This window comes from Mesorhizobium temperatum (assembly GCF_002284575.1).
In the GTDB taxonomy this organism is placed as follows: Bacteria; Pseudomonadota; Alphaproteobacteria; order Rhizobiales; family Rhizobiaceae; genus Mesorhizobium; species Mesorhizobium temperatum.
Genome location: NZ_NPKJ01000057.1, coordinates 84,258 through 99,340, shown reverse-complemented (window position 1 = coordinate 99,340; position 15,083 = coordinate 84,258). Strand labels below are relative to the sequence as shown.

The following is a 15,083-nucleotide window of genomic DNA, read 5'->3' as shown; positions in this document are numbered from 1 at the left end:
GGGAGACGGGCTATGGCGGTGTCTATTCGGCAGCCATCGCTCGCCCACGGCTCGGGCTTGTTTTCCAGGGGGCCTGATATAGACCCCAGACCGGATTGTTGATGGCAAGGTCCACGTCGCGGGCGAAAATGGCGAAGCCGTCATAGCCGTGGTACGGTCCTGAATAATCCCAGGAATGCATCTGACGGAACGGTATGCCCATCTTCTGCACCGGGTATTTTTCCTTGATGCCCGAGCCGACGAGGTTAGGGCGAACCCCCTCGATGAACTTCTCCAACTCGTAACCGGTCACGTCATCATAGATCAGCGTGCCATTCTTCACGTAATGGCCCGTGCGCTGATAATCATCGTTGTGGGCGAACTCATAGCCGGTGCCGACGATCACCATGCCGAGGTCCTCGTAGGCGGTGATGACGTGGCGGGGGCGCAGGCCGCCAACGTAAAGCATGACGGTATTGCCTTCGAGGCGCGGCCGGTACTTGGCAATGACCGCATCAACAAGCGGTCTGTACTTGGCGATGACCTTCTCGGTCTTCTCCTCGATTTCGGGCCCAAAATGCTTGGCTATCTTGCGCAGAGAGGCTTCGATCTGGGAGGGGCCGAAGAAATTGTACTCCATCCAGGCGACGCCATACTTTTCCTCCATGTGCCGGCAGATGTAGTTCATCGACCTGTAGCAATGGATGAGGTTGAGCTTGGCCTTCGGCGCGCGCTCTATCTCGGCGAGTGTCGCGTCGCCCGACCAGTTGCCGACCACGCGCAGCCCTATCTCCTCGAGCAGGATGCGCGAGGCCCAGGCGTCGCCGCCGATATTGTAGTCACCGATCACGTTGACGTCGTACGGGCCGGCCTCGAACTCCACGTCCTTCTTCTCGAAGACCCAGTCGCGGATCGAGTCGTTGGCGATGTGATGGCCGAGTGATTGCGAGACGCCGCGGAAACCCTCGCAGCGCACTGGCACGATCGTCTTTTCGTGCTCCTTGGCCTTGTTACGGGAAACTGCTTCGGTGTCGTCGCCAATCAGGCCGATCGGGCATTCGGATTGCACGGTGATGCCATTGTTCAGCGGAAACAGTTCCTCAATCTCGTCGATGATCTGTTCCAGCTTCTTGTCGCCGCCGAAAACAATGTCCTTCTCCTGGAAATCGGAGGTGAACTGCATTGTCCCGAACGTGTCGATGCCCGTCGTGCCGACGTAGTAGTTGCGGCGCTGCGACCAGGAATATTGTCCGCAGCCGACCGGGCCGTGCGAGATATGGACCATATCCTTGACCGGGCCCCACACCACGCCCTTTGAGCCGGCATAGGCGCAGCCGCGAATCGTCATCACGCCGGGAATGGACTTGATGTTCGATTTGACGTCGCATTCGGAAAGGACCTCGCCTTCTTCGCCAGCCTCGTCCTCGCTCTTTGCGACGCTGAGGTGCTTTTTGCGGCGCTTCGCCGCCTTGTCGGGATATTGCGACAGCACCTCCTCGATAAGCTTCGCATGGAGAGCACCGTCATTCTCGTATTCCAGGCTCATGGGACCCCTTTCAAGGTTCGGGTGACGCCTCACCGACGAGGCGCCGTTCTTTGAAAGGCGCGCCAAGTCAAGGCCACGCCTCATGTCGGCAGCGCTCGTTACTGTGCGGCCGCCTTCGCCGCTTCCTTGGCCTGAAGCTCGGCAAGCATCTGCTCGTCGGTCTTCATGATGCCGAAGTCGAGCAGCATGTCCTCCAGCTCCTCCATGGTGATCGGGGTCGGGATGGTGCCCTGGCCCGAATTGGCATGGATCTTCTCGGCCAGCGCCCGGTATTCCCCGGCTTGCTTGGAGTCCGGCGCATACTGGATCACTGACATCTTCCTGAGTTCGGCGTGCTGGACGATGTTGTCGCGCGGCACGAAGTGGATGAGCTTGGAATTGAGCCTGGAAGCTAGCGCTTCGGCGAGGTCGAGCTCGCGGTCGGTTTGGCGCTCGTTGCAGATCAGGCCGCCGAGCCGCACGCCGCCCGAATGGGCATACTTCAGGATGCCCTTGGCGATGTTGTTGGCGGCATAGAGCGCCATCATCTCGCCGGACATGACAATGTAGATTTCCTGGGCCTTGCCCTCGCGGATCGGCATCGCGAAGCCGCCGCACACCACGTCCCCGAGCACGTCGTAGGAGACATAGTCGACATCGTCATAGGCGCCGTTCTCTTCGAGGAAGTTGATCGAGGTGATGACGCCGCGGCCGGCGCAGCCGACACCCGGCTCGGGGCCGCCGGATTCCACGCACTTGATGCCTTTATAGCCGACCTTGAGCACGTCCTGGAGTTCGAGGTCTTCGACCGAACCTTCCTGTGCCGCGAGGTGCAGGACCGTATCCTGCGCTTTCGAGTTCAGGATCAGGCGGGTGGAGTCGGCTTTGGGATCGCAGCCGACGATGAGGATCCTCTGCCCGAGGTCGACAAGGGCGGCGAGCGTATTTTGGGAGGTGGTGGACTTGCCGATGCCGCCCTTGCCGTAAAAGGCGATCTGACGCAGACCTGACATGTAGCTTTCCTTCCTTCGTTCCATCGATCGCGGCTGCCCGCGACATGAATGCCGGTCGGCAGCTCTCGCCGCCTCACACCAAAGGGTTTCAAGACTCATGCCAACTTGGCTGATCGGGTCGAAGAAAAATTTTGTTATTGTTTTTCAGCTATTTAGCCTGAGAGCAAACAAGTGATTGTCGGAACAAGCCCGTGTAGCGGACGCGACAAAGGCAACAGAAAGTGTCGGATGGCGCTGCTCGAGAAGCTACAGCTTGACCTCGGTAACCGGAGCAAGTTGGGACAGCGAGTCTAAGGCGACTTTCGTCGAGAGACCTGCTGCAGAGACCTCGGTCCATGCGTACCTGTGTATCGTTCTAGGCTGCTATTGATCCTGCGCGGTTCGGCGGCCGCAACATGGACACACAAGTCCATCGCCTTCGGCGGGGCCACAAGCACAACCCTGTGGCCCGTGGGAGAATTTGGCCAATCGCAAGCTCGGGCGAAATCAGCGAGCGGTGGCACAGAGCACGGGCAAATCACGGCGTCGATTGCGATTCCGACTCCATGAACTTATTCGCACCGTCGGCGAACCCCGCAACCTGCACCAAATGCGCCGAAGAATCCCAGATGTTGTCGCGTTCCAGACATAAAGTTGGCATGCGCATTGCCGCGCCGTGTCCTTCACCTTCTGGCGGGCAAGACCGGCGTATCCTTGCAAGAGGACTCCCGCGCCGGACGCGTCAGGCACGCGAGGTCCTCCTCCGTGCCCATGTTCGGGACGAACCCATCGGCGCCGATACTGTCGCCGGCGATCCGGGCGACGATGCCGGAGTCGGAAGGGTTCTCGCGGCACGACAGCACGTCGATCAGAACCGAGCGCGCCGCCTGCTGCAGCGTCTCGCGATCGAAGCCGAGCTTGCCGTCCTCGCCGATCAGCCGCACGGCATGACGTTCCATCCGGGCAAAGCCATAGACGTCATCCGAGGATCCCGAAGCGATGGTGACGTGGCGTCCGGCGAAGGCTAGCACCAGCAGCGCCAGCAAGATGTCGTCCTCGATCGGGGCACGCGCGAGTGCATCGTGCAGGGTGTCAGTGCGAAAATCGCCGATCATCGCCTGACCGGCGCGCGTCACATCTGGACGGGGCTTCGCCACGACGATTGGTTCGGCTGCGTCCCCGGCTGCGGCGCCCTTGGCTTTAGCTTCTTGGCCTCGGCATCCGATAGGCGACTGTCTGCACGCGCCCCTCGCGATCGAGATAGATCGCCGTGTAATCGGATTTCGACGGCTTGCCGTAGACCCGTTCGGCCTTTGGCGGCAGCTTTATCTCGCCCCAGTTGGTGGTCTCGGCGATGATGCCCTTCTTCGGCAGGTTGTCCGCCATCCACTCCTGCTGTGCGCCGAGATAGGCCTCGACATTGGTGGTGTAGCGGCTGTCCTCGTCGGCCGGCGCGAACAGGTCCTCGACCCACTCGATCCGTTTGGCCTGCGCGAGATCGCCGAATCTGTCGTGGCGCGCATACATGCGGGTCTTCTGCAGGCTCTGGGCTACACTCCACCACGAGACTTGCGGATCGCCCTTCGACGGCTTGTGCTTCTTCCAGACCTCCTTCTGCTCCTCGAGCGAAGCTGCTGCGATGGTGCGCAGTTGGCGCTCGTCGGGCATGTCACCCTTGGCCATGTGATCGAGCACCGCCGGAAGCACGTTGGCGAGAAGGCGCAGCAGCGGGTTCGTCATCGCATGGTGCTCCTACGGTCCGAATGGTCGGCGTTCGCGCGGTGGACAGCGAGCGTGACGGGCGTACGGGACTTGGGCGTCTTGCGGATAAAATTGTAGCGCGCCACGTGATAGCTCGGGTCGAAGCCGTAGAAATTGCGCCGCATCCGCCGCAGTTCCTCTTCCCGATAGGCGGCAAGCGGTTTCTCGGCCTCGTCGCCAGCGCGGCGCGCCCGTTTGGCAGCAATCCGCCGGGCAAGATCGGGAGAGGCCGCGAGTTCGGCGGCAGCGCGGAGCAGTTGCCAATCGGCGGATTCTACATTTCCCGGCAGGCGCCGGGTGGCGAGCCCCAGTTCAAGCGCCTCGTCGACCCCCATGGGCAGCCTTGCCTGGGTCACGCGGCGGGCTCGGTCCTCGCCGACCCGAGCCGGCAGCAGATAGGTCCAGTATTCCGAGCCGTAGAGATTGCCCATGTCCTTGTAGTGCGGATTGAGGATGACGCCCTCGCGCATCCAGACTTCGTCGGCGGCAAGCGACAGGAAGACGCCGCCAGCCCCGGCATTGCCGAGCACCGCGGCAATAACCAGACGGTCATCGGTCTCGATGATCTCGCACACCAAGTCGTTCATCGCGTTTATATTGCGCCAGGATTCGTCGGCGGCGCTGTCGGCGCCCTCGATGATGCCGAGATGGATGCCGTTCGACCAGCAATCCGCGTCGCCCCGCAGCACAAGAACCGGAAGCGAGCGTGCCTTGGCCCTCGTGATCGCCTCGCGCAAGGTATCGCAATCTTCCGACGACATCGCGCCGTTGTGGAAGCGGAATTCGAGAAGTCCGACGCCGTTCTCCTCCCGGTAACGGCAAGGTTTGGGTCCTTCGATGATGGGCAGATCGCTTGCTTCGGCACCGAGCAGCCGGAGCGCCGGCAGTTTCAGCGAGCGGAAATCCGGTCGCCGGAGATGGCCGATCCACAGCGCCCCCTCACGGAAGGCCATGGCGAGAGCGTGCTGCGAACGGCCGATGAGCGCGCCGGCAGGCCCCGGAACTCCTTCCGCACGCTCGGCGTCAAACACCAGGAAAGTCTGTCCGGCGATCGTCAGCGGAGCGCCGGGATCTCCGTCCGACGCCCGGATGATGCGTAGCGCTTCCTCGGCCGAGTGTCGGGTCGGGTCGAGAATACGGTCGGACCTCCGGCAGGCGGGTCGCTCCCACCCCCTGCCCCAGTTCGCCGGCAGCGCCGCCCCTTCCCTGCGCTCGATGCGGCCGATCGCTTCGAAGACGCAGGCTACGGCAGCCTGGGTCACTTCATGTCGGTAGAGGCTCGACTTCCGAGTGGGGCGCATCGGAAATTCCGCCCAAGCCCAGACAGGCCCCGCATCCATCTCCTCCCGAGCCTCGATCAGTGTGACGCCCCAGGTCGCTTCGCCGTCGAGGATCGCCCAGTCGAGGGCGCTCGGGCCGCGATCGCCACGGATGCCCGGATGGACGATCAGGCAGAGCGTTCCGCGCCAGACATCGGCCGGGATCGGCCGCTTGAGGAAGGGCGCGATCACGAGGTCGGGCGAAAAGAGAGCGACCGCCTCGCGAGTGAAGTCGTCATGGACGTCGAGCTCGACCGTCACTTCGTGACCAGCCCGTCTCAGTTCAACATGCAAGCGCTGGGAGAGCGAGTTGAAATTGTGGCAGAGAAGCAGGATGCGCATCGGCCTCTCTTAGCAGATCCGGGGCAGTTGTTCGCCCGACAGCCAGTCGACAATCCGGCCGCCGCACGAGGTCGTCATCTGGACAAAGCAGTTGTCGTCGGCCACGACGTGGCCGACCAGCGCCGCCTCACTGCCAAGCGGATGGGCGCGCATCGTCGCGAGCACGGCGTCAGCGCCCTCCGGCGCCACGACTGCCACCAGTTTCCCCTCATTGGCGACATTGAGCGGATCGAGGCCGAGGAACTCGCAGGCTGCAGCCACTTCCGGTTTGAGCGGGATCTTGTCTTCGTCGATGCGGAAGCCGACCCGAGACTGGCTGGCGATCTCGTTCAGCGTCGCGGCGATGCCGCCGCGCGTCGGATCGCGCATTAGCCGGATATGCGCCCCGCCAGCCGCGACCATGTCTGCTACCAGCCCGTGCAGGGCCGCGCTGTCGGAGACGATGTCGGTGTCGAATTCCAGGTTCTCGCGTTTCGACATCACGGCGACGCCATGGTCTCCGATCGAGCCGGAAATGATCACCGCATCGCCGGGCCGGGCGGCGTCCGACCGGAGATCGAGCCCGTCCGGAACCATGCCGACGCCGGCGGTCGAGATGAAGACGCCGTCGGCCTTGCCGCGCTCGACGACCTTGGTGTCGCCGGTGATGATCGGCACGCCGGCCTCGCGCGAGGCGGCGCCCATGCTCTGGGCGATGCGCTCGAGATAGGCGAACGGAAAACCTTCCTCGATGATGAAGCTCGCCGACAGATAGAGCGGTACCGCGCCCGCCATGGCGATGTCGTTGATCGTGCCGTGCACGGCGAGGGTGCCGATATTGCCGCCGGGGAAGAAAAGCGGCGAAACGACGTAGCCGTCCGTGGTCATCACCATCCGCCCGCCAGGCACCGAAAAGGCCGACTGGTCGTTGCCGGCCCTCAGCCAGTCATTGTCGAAAGCCTTGTGGAAAATGCCCTCGATCAACTGGCCCATGGCGCGCCCGCCGGCCCCGTGCGAGAGGTCGACACGGCCGTTCGCGACATCGAGCTTGCGCCTGTAGGCCTTGATCATCATGTTCATGCGACCGCCCTCCCCACATCCACCTGCCGCGCCTGCTCGCGGAAGCGGCCATAGGTCCAGTGCGCGGCGCAGGCGCCCTCCGATGACACCATGCAGGAGCCCATCGGCGTATCGGGCGTGCAGACCGTGCCGAACAGCTTGCAGTCGGCCGGCTTCTTGACGCCGCGCAGGATCGCGCCGCATTCGCAGGCCGGGTTGTCCTTCGCGGCGGGCGTCACCATCGAAAAGCGCTTCTCGGCGTCGTAGGCCACATATTGCGGCCGGAGCCGCAGCGCGCCATAGGGCACTTCGCCAAGGCCTCGCCACTCGAAGCTCTCGCGGAATTCGAAGAAATCCGCGACTTCCGCCTGGGCCTTCTCGTTGCCGAACGTTGTTACCGCGCGGATATACTGGTTCTCCACCTCATGCTTGCCGTCATTGACCTGGCGCACCAGCATCAGGATCGCCTGGATGACGTCGAGCGGCTCGAAGCCAGCCACCACCACCGGCTTCTTGAATTCCTCGGCGAAGAACTCGTAGGGTTCGGTGCCGATCACGGTCGAGACATGGGCCGGGCCGATGAAGCCATCGATCTTGATCGTGCCGAGCTTGCGCACATCCGGGCTTTCCAGGATGTTCTGGATCGCCGCCGGCGTCAGCACGTGGTTGCAGAAGATCGAGAAATTGCCGAGCCCCTTGGCGATCGCCGCCTTGAGCGCAAGCGCGGTCGGCGGCGTCGTGGTCTCGAAGCCGATGGCGAAGAACACCACTTCGCGGTCGGGTTCGGCCTCGGCGATCCTGAGCGCATCGAGCGTCGAATAGACCATGCGGATATCGGCGCCGGCCGCCTTGGCCTTCAAGAGGCTCGATCCGTTCGAGCCCGGCACCCGCATTAGGTCGCCATAGGTGCAGAGCGTGATTTCCGGCCGCATGGCGAGCGCGATCGCCGCGTCGATGCGACCGATCGGCAGCACGCAGACGGGACAGCCCGGTCCGTGGATCATCCGCACATTGGCGGGCAGCAGATCCTCGAGGCCGTAGCGGGAAATGGCATACGTATGCCCGCCGCAAAACTCCATGAAATGGTAGGACTGCGCCGGATCGGCGAGCGCGGCAATCTGCCGGGCGATGTCCTTGGCAAGCCTGCCGTCGCGATATTCGTCGATATATTTCATGCCGCATCTCCCATGGCAGCAGCTTGGCGGATGAGGGCGAGCGTCCTTTCCGCCTCCTCCGGATCGATCTTCGCGAGCGCATAGCCGACATGAAGGACGAGATAGTCGCCCGGCCGGACATCGTCGATCAGCGCGGTCGAAACGATCTTCGAGACGCCGTCGAGCGTGACCTTCGCAATGTTGTCGGGCAGTACTTCCTTGACCTGGACCGGTATCGCTAGGCACATGTCCGGCTCTCCTGCGCTGATGCATTCTCGTTCATGATGACCTGCCGCGCATGGGCGGCCTGGCCGAGCGCGATGCCGCCGTCATTGGCCGGCGCGAGACGTGGCAAATAAGGCTTGAGACCGCGGTCCCGAAGCGCTTGCGCAAGTCCGGCCGCAAGGACCCGATTCATCAAGCATCCGCCGCCGAGCGCGACCTGCGGGATGCCGAGGGGTGCCGCTTCCCTCGCAGCCCATTCCGCAAGTCCCGCGATCAGCGTACCGTGAAAGAGATCGGCCGCGTCAGCGCCGCTCGGTCCTTCCCGCGCAAGATGCAGGATGAGCGGCCGGAAATCGAGCACCCCGTCCCGGATTGCATAGCCGTCGCAGAGGCAGCGCGGCGCCCGGACCAGGGCCTCGAGCTCCATCGCCGCCTGCCCTTCATAGCTCTGGACGAGACGAATGGCTGCTATCGCCGCCGCGGCATCGAAGAGCCTGCCGAGGCTGGTTGTCCGGGACGGCTGCAGACCGCGTTCGAACATCGCCGTGAGCTGCGCAACACCCCGATGACCTGGCCAGAGCTGCGACGCGAAATCAATGCATCCGGCCTCCTGCAGGGCTGCGACCCCCATGCGCCAAGGCTCACGCGCCGCGCGGTCGCCACCGGGCAGCGGCAGCGATGCAAGCGCTCCCGCTCGGCGCCAATGACCCCCATCGACGATGAGCATTTCGCCCCCCCAACTCGTGCCATCGGCGCCGAAACCATGGCCATCGAGCGCAAGCCCGAGAACCGGGCCGGAAAGCCGATGCTCTGCCACCACGGCCGCGACATGGGCGACATGATGCTGGACTGCCACGACCGGCAGGCCCAGGCTCTCTGCCATCCGCACCGAACGGAAATCCGGATGCAGGTCCGAGGCCGCGAATTCCGGCTTCACGTCCAGGATCGAACAGAGATGGGTGATCGCCTCGCGCTGGAAACGGATCGCCTCGGCATTGTTGAGGCCGCCTATATGCTGCGAGAGAAAGGCCTCGCGCCCGCGTGTGACGCAGATAGTGTTCTTGAGGTCGGCGCCGGTGGCGATCACCGCAGGTCCATCCTCGCCGAGATCGACGGGCTCGGGCACGAAGCCGCGGGCGCGACGGATGAACGCGGGGGCGCCATCGATGACCTGCATGACGGAGTCGTCGGCGCGGACGGTGATGTCCCGATCATGGGTGACGATCAGATCTGCAATCGCGGCAAGGCGGCGCTCGGCGTCGGCGTTGTCGGCCACAAGGGGCTCACCGCCGGGATTGGCGCTGGTCGCGACCAGCGCTGCAGGTCGGTGCGGCGAATCGCAGGCGAGTTCGTCGAGCAGCACATGATGCAGTGGAGCATAGGCGAGCATCAGCCCAATCCGCGCGAGGCCGGGCGCGATGAGGTTGGAGAGCGCACCGGCACGTGCCTCGACCAACACGATCGGGCTCGCGGGCGAGGCCAGCAAGGCTTCTTCGGCTTCGCTCAGTCGTGCGAACTGCCGCGCCGCCTCGATGCCGGCGACCATGACGGCAAACGGCTTCTGGTCACGAGCCTTGCGCAGCCGGAGGAAATCGATCGCTGTATCGTTGCGGGCGTCGCAGAGCAGGTGGAAACCGCCAATGCCCTTGAGCGCGACGATGGCGCCGCCTTCGAGCCGCGCCGCAATCTCCGCGATCGAATGGCTGAGACTCGGGCCGCAATCGGGGCAGGCGACCGGCTCGGCATGGAAGCGCCGGTTCTCCGGATCGATATAGTCCGAGGCACAGGCCCGGCACATCGGAAACGATGCCATCGAGGTCTGCGTCCGGTCATAGGGCAGCGCGCGAGTGATGGTGAAGCGCGGGCCGCAATGGGTGCAGTTGACGAAGGGATAACCGAAGAAGCGGCTCGCGGGATCGGTCAGCTCACACCGGCATTCGGCGCAGGTCGCGGCATCCGCGCCGATCCGGGTCGCGCTCTTGCCGCCAAGGCTCTCGAGGATCTCGAACCGCTCGCCACCGGCTGGCGAGAGTTCGAGCACGTGGATCGAGTCGATGCGGGCTAGCGGCGGCGCCTGGGTCCGGATCGCGTCGGGAAAGCGGCCCGCATCCGGACCCTCGATCTCTATCAGCACGCCGGCACTGTCGTTCAGCACGAAGCCAGAAAGCCGCATAGTCCGCGCGATCCTGTAGGCGAAGGGCCGGAACCCGACGCCCTGCACGGCGCCGCGCACCCGGAGCCTGAGCCGCCGGATCGGGATTTCGATCGGTCGTGCGAGCGCCCTCGCCATGATTCATGCCACCTTCGGTCACGCGGACCGGTGGGCGGCGGATGCCTCGAGCCAGGTATAGAAGGCTTCCATGCCCTCTCCCGTGCGGGCGGAGACCGTCAGCGTCTGGAGGCGCGGATTGACGCGCAGGGCGTTGGCGATGCAGAGGCCGACATTGAAATCGAGATGCGGCAGCAGGTCGGCCTTGTTGAGGATCATCAGGTCGGCGGCGGCGAACATGTTGGGATATTTGAGCGGCTTGTCCTCACCTTCGGTGACTGACAGCACCACAACCTTGTGGGCCTCGCCGAGATCGAAGGCGGCGGGACAGACGAGGTTGCCGACATTCTCGATGAAGAGCGCAGAGCCTGGTTCGAGCGCGAGATCCTCAGCCGCGTGGCCCACCATGTGGGCGTCGAGGTGGCAGCCCTTGCCCGTGTTGATCTGGATGGCGCGGGCGCCGGTCTCGCGGATCCGAGCCGCGTCGTTCGAGGTCTGCTGGTCACCTTCGATAACCGAGATCGTGAGGCGGTCCTTTAGGTCACTGATCGTGCGGACCAGCAGGCTGGTCTTGCCCGAGCCGGGGCTGGAGACGAAGTTGAGCGCAAAGATGCCCTGGCGCTCAAGATATCGCCGGTTCTCTTCCGCATAGGCGTCGTTCTTGGAGAGGATGTCTCTCTCCACCTGGATGATCCGCTCCTGGCTCATGCCTGGCACATTGACGCCGGCGATCCCCTTGCCATAATGGACGCTGCAGTCCGCGGCATGGTGATGATCATGCCCGCCATCGCCATGGTGGTGGTGGTGGTGGTCGTGGTCATGGTCGTGGTCATGATCGTGATGATGGTCATGGCTGTGACGGTGCCCGCCCTCCTCGTGCTTGTGACCCTCGATGGAAGAAGTCCCGCAACCGCATACCGTGCACATCAGCTCACCTCCATATCCCTGATCTTCAATTCGTCGCCTGCCGTCATCTGGACCCGATGCCGTCCGCAGTCCGGGCAGGCGCCGAACCGCTCCTCCAAGGCGACCGTCTTGCCGCAGTCGAGACACCAGCCCTCGCCGGCAATGCGGTTGATCTCGAGCGTCGCCTCGTCCGCAATCGTGCCGTGTCGCACGGCCTCATAACAGAACATCAGCGCGTCCGGCTCGACGTTGCTCAGCACGCCGACATCGAGCCGGACCGACTTGACGCGTGTCGCGCCGTTCTGCCGCGCCGTGTCGCAGACGATCTCGATCACACTCTCCATCAGCGACATTTCATGCATGTGCGGCCTCGCGAACATTAACCTCCAAGGCCACGCAGGGATCGAACAGGACCGCGAGCCGCGACACCGATCTCACGGCGGCCTCATCGGTCCCGACGGGTGACGACAGCAGTGTCTCGACGAAGGGGCCGGCGGGATGAAAATTCCATTCGGTCGGGGCGAGGATGCGATAGGACGAAAGCCTGCCGTCGCCGCCGATCTCGGCCTGATGATAGAGCCGGCCACGCGCGCATTCCACAGCACCGTAGCCACCGGCGCCCGGCGTGGCCCCGCCGCAGGCAAGTGATGCTTCGTCGTACTTGCCGGTTGCTGCGAGAGCCGTCAGTTGTTTGAGGCAGAGGCTCACGTCGTTGATGCGGGCTAGCAGTCGTTGGACCAGATGGGAAGCCTCCACGTCATCGGCGGCGAGCCGGGCATACGCGCCCGTCTCCGCGACGCGGCCTTGGAGATGAGGCAGGCTTGCATAGCCGGGCTCATGGCAAAGCCGGGCGATGACTTCCGGATCGTCATTGATGGTCAATGGATCGGGCCGCCGGCCATTGAAGACCCGATCGTCGCCTATATCCTGCAACATCGCGGCGCAGGCTGATGCTGGCAAAGGTGTGTCGCCCTGGCTCGGGATGCCGAGCGCGCTGGCCGCCGCAGACAGCCGCGCAGCGGCGGCCGCCAAATGCGCCCTGTCGATTTGCCCGGCCTTGGCCGCGGCGATGATCTCTTGCGAAGCGGCCAGCGCTTCGCGGAGATGTCTACCGGCGGTTGCGCCGAGCGATGCCGGCAAGGGGGATGGCCAATGGAGGATGAGCGCCCGCAATGTTTCGAAAATCCGCTCGGCGAGCAATCCGGCGCCGGAGCCGATCCGTTCGTCCACTTTCATCGCCATATCCGCTGCATTCAGGACGGCGAGCCGCGCCGCTACGGATTGCGCAAAACCGCAGAGCGAATAGACTTGGCCGGCGAGAGGGGGCGCCTCTTCGGGCCTGCGGCCGACGAACATGCGCGTCAGCCCCTGCGGGCGGTTCGCCTTCACCGCGACGGAACAGGCAAGCGCGCGCGACACGGTTACGTCGATCCTTATCGTGCCTGCCCCGAGAAGGGATGTCATTCCGACGCCTCCTCGCACCTGCGGAAATGCCCGCGCAACAGGTCACGCCGGTTGACCGCTGCGGGCGGGGCGGGCGACGGTTCGAGCCTGGCAGGATCAAAGAAGGCCCGGGCCGCTTCCTCCGCTGTTTCGAGGGCAGCCTCCATCGTCGCGAACTCGAAGACCGGCGAAAACAGCGAGCAGGAATCGACACGGCCAATCGCATCGAGTTCACCGGCAATGAACCCGACCTCAACCGCGGGCAGGCCGACACGGAGGGTCGTACCGGCGGCAGCTGGGGCGGAGGAAGGGCCCTGCGGCAGGTCCGCTGCCACGAGATTCATGAACCATGGTGTAGTCACGATGCCGAACGCACGACCGCCGTGAGTCCGAAAACCGGTCGAGGCAATGCCAAGCGCGGGATTGCAGATCGGCACATCGGCCATGGCGGTCGCGTAAATGCGCCGGTAGCAGGCCTCGAGCCGCCGGCCGAGCGCCTGCGCGGGATCGATCTCGGCCCTCTCGGCGACGTCAGCGTCCATCACCTAGCCTCATGAACTTCGATTGCAGCGCATCGCAATTTGGGCAGCGCCAGTCTTCCGGCAGGTCTGCAAACGACGTCCCCGGAGCAATCTGCCAGACCGGGTCACCCTCAGCGGGATCATAGACATGCCAGCAGATACCGCATTCCATCTGGTCGTCGTCCGACACGGTCTCGCGCTTGCCGAAATTCTCGAAGGCGCTCATTTGAAATAGGCCTCCTCGATCTCACGCAGCCTCGCCTCGGAGTCGCGGAAATCATCCTCGGCGGCGATCGCGACCGAGGGAATGTCGCAGATCTCCAACGTATCGAGGATGATCGTGTCCATGGCGTTGTAGAACTGAACCGACCAGACATTGCGCGCGCCGGTCACCACGATGCGGCAGGTGCCATAGCCCCGCGAGGTGAGCTGCACCGGCCCGGCACCCAGCGTTTCCTGCAGGAAGGCCATGTCTTCCGGGCTCATCGGGAAGAGCGAGAAGGTGATGATATGGCCCGGATCACCGTCGCTGTAACGGGCGATGCGATCACCGACCTCGGTCAGCACGGGCATGACGTTCATGGCGCCGGTCGGCGCCGGCCCGTGGCTGATCGACTCCGGCAGCGCCGAGCACGCCTGTTTGACAGCGGCGGGAATGCTCGCGACCTCGACATAGTCGGCAATGAGCCGGCCCTCACCGTCGGTGAAACGGACGCGCCAGACGCCAGCCATCACCGCCTCCTGCATCTGGGCCGTGATGCCGTTCGCCAATGCCGCGACGCCGGCGACCTCGCCCTCGCCGAGAGTCTGGGCGATCAGTTCCTTGTCGTCGTCGGGAAAATCGGTGATGTCGAATAGCCGGCCCGGCCGGTCGGCCTTCTGAACGGCGAGCGCGTCAGCGAGTTCCGGCAGGAGCATCGCCGTCCGCCGACATCGGCGGATCATTTCCTCGGCGCTGCTGGTGGCGAGGAAATTGAGCTTGCGGGCACGCAGCGGCGGCTCGGCGCCGATCGGCATCACCGTCATCGCCGCATCCTCGCCCTCGGGGGCGACCCAGAAGCCGGCCTTCATCGCACGATCTCCTTGCCGGCATGGGTGATCTCGACCTTCGGTCGGCGCGAGGGCACCATGACCGGCGCGTCGGGCGCGAGCCAAGCGCTGATCTTCTCGACATAGTCGGACCAGTCGCGGATCTTGCCCAGCACGCCGACCGGTTGGTCTCGACGAGTCACGGCGAGGCTCGGCATCACAACGACGTTAAAGCGGGCCTTTAGCTTGTCTTCGGCCGTGCGGAGGACCACGGCGCCGCGCAAGCGGCCTTGGAAGGCCTGGAGGATATGCGGGAGGACGACGGCGACGTCATCGGCTTCCGGCCGCTGCGACGGATCGCCGGTGAAGAACAGCACGGCATTATCGGGTTCACCCGCCGCCGGAGCGAGGAAGGCATCGATATTCGTCTCGTCGATGAGGGGCAGGCGCGCCCGCCCGCTCAGGGCACGGACCAGAACAGATGGCATAGTCTCCTCCACAAATCACGATGCAAAACATTCCAAGGAAATGATAAGCAAGCGGCGTGCCAGACTTGGGACAGTTAGATTCCGTTGATCTG

Annotated in this window: 14 protein-coding genes and 1 pseudogene; all 15 read right to left on the bottom strand. The window is 64.2% G+C overall.

Annotated elements, in window-relative coordinates; all coding sequences use genetic code 11:
- Positions 1 to 22: 22 nt before the first annotated feature.
- The 15 genes and pseudogenes from nifD to CIT26_RS20425 all read right to left on the bottom strand — a co-directional run bounded on the left by nifD (position 23) and on the right by CIT26_RS20425 (position 14,991).
- Positions 23 to 1,525, bottom strand: coding sequence for a nitrogenase molybdenum-iron protein alpha chain (gene nifD / locus CIT26_RS20495; protein WP_095494268.1), 1,503 nt, complete (start codon positions 1,523 to 1,525; stop codon positions 23 to 25).
- Between the two features lie 98 nt (positions 1,526 to 1,623).
- Positions 1,624 to 2,517, bottom strand: coding sequence for a nitrogenase iron protein (gene nifH / locus CIT26_RS20490; RefSeq protein ID WP_095494267.1), 894 nt, complete (start codon positions 2,515 to 2,517; stop codon positions 1,624 to 1,626).
- A 654-nt stretch (positions 2,518 to 3,171) separates the two neighbouring features.
- A pseudogene (locus tag CIT26_RS20485) lies at positions 3,172 to 4,221 on the bottom strand (plasmid partitioning protein); the annotation flags it as partial.
- A gap of 11 nt (positions 4,222 to 4,232) precedes the next feature.
- Positions 4,233 to 5,918: an enoyl-CoA hydratase-related protein gene (locus CIT26_RS20480; RefSeq protein WP_095494266.1), complete on the bottom strand. Its 1,686-nt coding sequence runs from the start codon at positions 5,916 to 5,918 to the stop codon at positions 4,233 to 4,235.
- Positions 5,919 to 5,927: 9 nt separating this feature from the next.
- Positions 5,928 to 6,977, bottom strand: a complete 1,050-nt coding sequence (gene hypE, locus CIT26_RS20475; RefSeq protein WP_167391483.1) for a hydrogenase expression/formation protein HypE — start codon at positions 6,975 to 6,977, stop codon at positions 5,928 to 5,930.
- Positions 6,974 to 8,131 (bottom strand): hydrogenase formation protein HypD, encoded by a 1,158-nt coding sequence (gene hypD / locus CIT26_RS20470; RefSeq protein WP_095494265.1) that lies wholly within the window; start codon positions 8,129 to 8,131, stop codon positions 6,974 to 6,976. Before hypD ends, hypE begins: the two co-directional genes overlap by 4 nt.
- Entirely contained in the window at positions 8,128 to 8,358 is a 231-nt protein-coding gene (locus CIT26_RS20465; protein ID WP_095494264.1) for a HypC/HybG/HupF family hydrogenase formation chaperone, read from the bottom strand. Before CIT26_RS20465 ends, hypD begins: the two co-directional genes overlap by 4 nt.
- On the bottom strand, positions 8,349 to 10,625 hold the full coding sequence (gene hypF, locus CIT26_RS20460; protein WP_095494263.1) for a carbamoyltransferase HypF: 2,277 nt from the start codon (positions 10,623 to 10,625) through the stop codon (positions 8,349 to 8,351). Before hypF ends, CIT26_RS20465 begins: the two co-directional genes overlap by 10 nt.
- An 18-nt stretch (positions 10,626 to 10,643) precedes the next feature.
- The gene (gene hypB / locus CIT26_RS20455; protein ID WP_095494262.1) at positions 10,644 to 11,531 is read right to left on the bottom strand and encodes a hydrogenase nickel incorporation protein HypB; all 888 of its coding nucleotides are present in this window, start codon (positions 11,529 to 11,531) and stop codon (positions 10,644 to 10,646) included.
- Positions 11,531 to 11,872, bottom strand: coding sequence for a hydrogenase maturation nickel metallochaperone HypA (gene hypA, locus CIT26_RS20450; protein WP_095494301.1), 342 nt, complete (start codon positions 11,870 to 11,872; stop codon positions 11,531 to 11,533). Before hypA ends, hypB begins: the two co-directional genes overlap by 1 nt.
- The gene (locus tag CIT26_RS20445) at positions 11,865 to 12,974 is read right to left on the bottom strand and encodes a nickel-dependent hydrogenase large subunit (protein ID WP_095494261.1); all 1,110 of its coding nucleotides are present in this window, start codon (positions 12,972 to 12,974) and stop codon (positions 11,865 to 11,867) included. Before CIT26_RS20445 ends, hypA begins: the two co-directional genes overlap by 8 nt.
- Positions 12,971 to 13,495 (bottom strand): [NiFe]-hydrogenase assembly chaperone HybE, encoded by a 525-nt coding sequence (gene hybE, locus CIT26_RS20440; RefSeq protein WP_095494260.1) that lies wholly within the window; start codon positions 13,493 to 13,495, stop codon positions 12,971 to 12,973. Before hybE ends, CIT26_RS20445 begins: the two co-directional genes overlap by 4 nt.
- Entirely contained in the window at positions 13,485 to 13,700 is a 216-nt protein-coding gene (locus CIT26_RS20435; RefSeq protein WP_095494259.1) for a rubredoxin, read from the bottom strand. The genes hybE and CIT26_RS20435 overlap by 11 nt, the downstream gene beginning before the upstream one ends.
- Entirely contained in the window at positions 13,697 to 14,545 is an 849-nt protein-coding gene (locus tag CIT26_RS20430) for a hydrogenase expression/formation protein (RefSeq protein ID WP_095494258.1), read from the bottom strand. The genes CIT26_RS20435 and CIT26_RS20430 overlap by 4 nt, the downstream gene beginning before the upstream one ends.
- Positions 14,542 to 14,991, bottom strand: coding sequence for a thioredoxin domain-containing protein (locus tag CIT26_RS20425; RefSeq protein ID WP_095494257.1), 450 nt, complete (start codon positions 14,989 to 14,991; stop codon positions 14,542 to 14,544). Before CIT26_RS20425 ends, CIT26_RS20430 begins: the two co-directional genes overlap by 4 nt.
- Between the last annotated feature and the right edge of the window lie 92 nt (positions 14,992 to 15,083).

What these genes read in the sequence shown, in the direction of transcription:
- CIT26_RS20445 (WP_095494261.1), bottom strand. Translation starts at nt 12,974, where the DNA reads ATGACATCCCTTCTCGGGGCAGGCACGATAAGGATCGACGTAACCGTG.
- hypF (WP_095494263.1), bottom strand. Translation starts at nt 10,625, where the DNA reads ATGGCGAGGGCGCTCGCACGACCGATCGAAATCCCGATCCGGCGGCTC.
- hypA (WP_095494301.1), bottom strand. Translation starts at nt 11,872, where the DNA reads ATGCATGAAATGTCGCTGATGGAGAGTGTGATCGAGATCGTCTGCGAC.
- CIT26_RS20435 (WP_095494259.1), bottom strand. Translation starts at nt 13,700, where the DNA reads ATGAGCGCCTTCGAGAATTTCGGCAAGCGCGAGACCGTGTCGGACGAC.
- nifD (WP_095494268.1), bottom strand. Translation starts at nt 1,525, where the DNA reads ATGAGCCTGGAATACGAGAATGACGGTGCTCTCCATGCGAAGCTTATC.
- hybE (WP_095494260.1), bottom strand. Translation starts at nt 13,495, where the DNA reads ATGGACGCTGACGTCGCCGAGAGGGCCGAGATCGATCCCGCGCAGGCG.
- CIT26_RS20425 (WP_095494257.1), bottom strand. Translation starts at nt 14,991, where the DNA reads ATGCCATCTGTTCTGGTCCGTGCCCTGAGCGGGCGGGCGCGCCTGCCC.
- hypD (WP_095494265.1), bottom strand. Translation starts at nt 8,131, where the DNA reads ATGAAATATATCGACGAATATCGCGACGGCAGGCTTGCCAAGGACATC.
- CIT26_RS20480 (WP_095494266.1), bottom strand. Translation starts at nt 5,918, where the DNA reads ATGCGCATCCTGCTTCTCTGCCACAATTTCAACTCGCTCTCCCAGCGC.
- hypE (WP_167391483.1), bottom strand. Translation starts at nt 6,977, where the DNA reads ATGAACATGATGATCAAGGCCTACAGGCGCAAGCTCGATGTCGCGAAC.
- nifH (WP_095494267.1), bottom strand. Translation starts at nt 2,517, where the DNA reads ATGTCAGGTCTGCGTCAGATCGCCTTTTACGGCAAGGGCGGCATCGGC.
- hypB (WP_095494262.1), bottom strand. Translation starts at nt 11,531, where the DNA reads ATGTGCACGGTATGCGGTTGCGGGACTTCTTCCATCGAGGGTCACAAG.
- CIT26_RS20430 (WP_095494258.1), bottom strand. Translation starts at nt 14,545, where the DNA reads ATGAAGGCCGGCTTCTGGGTCGCCCCCGAGGGCGAGGATGCGGCGATG.
- CIT26_RS20465 (WP_095494264.1), bottom strand. Translation starts at nt 8,358, where the DNA reads ATGTGCCTAGCGATACCGGTCCAGGTCAAGGAAGTACTGCCCGACAAC.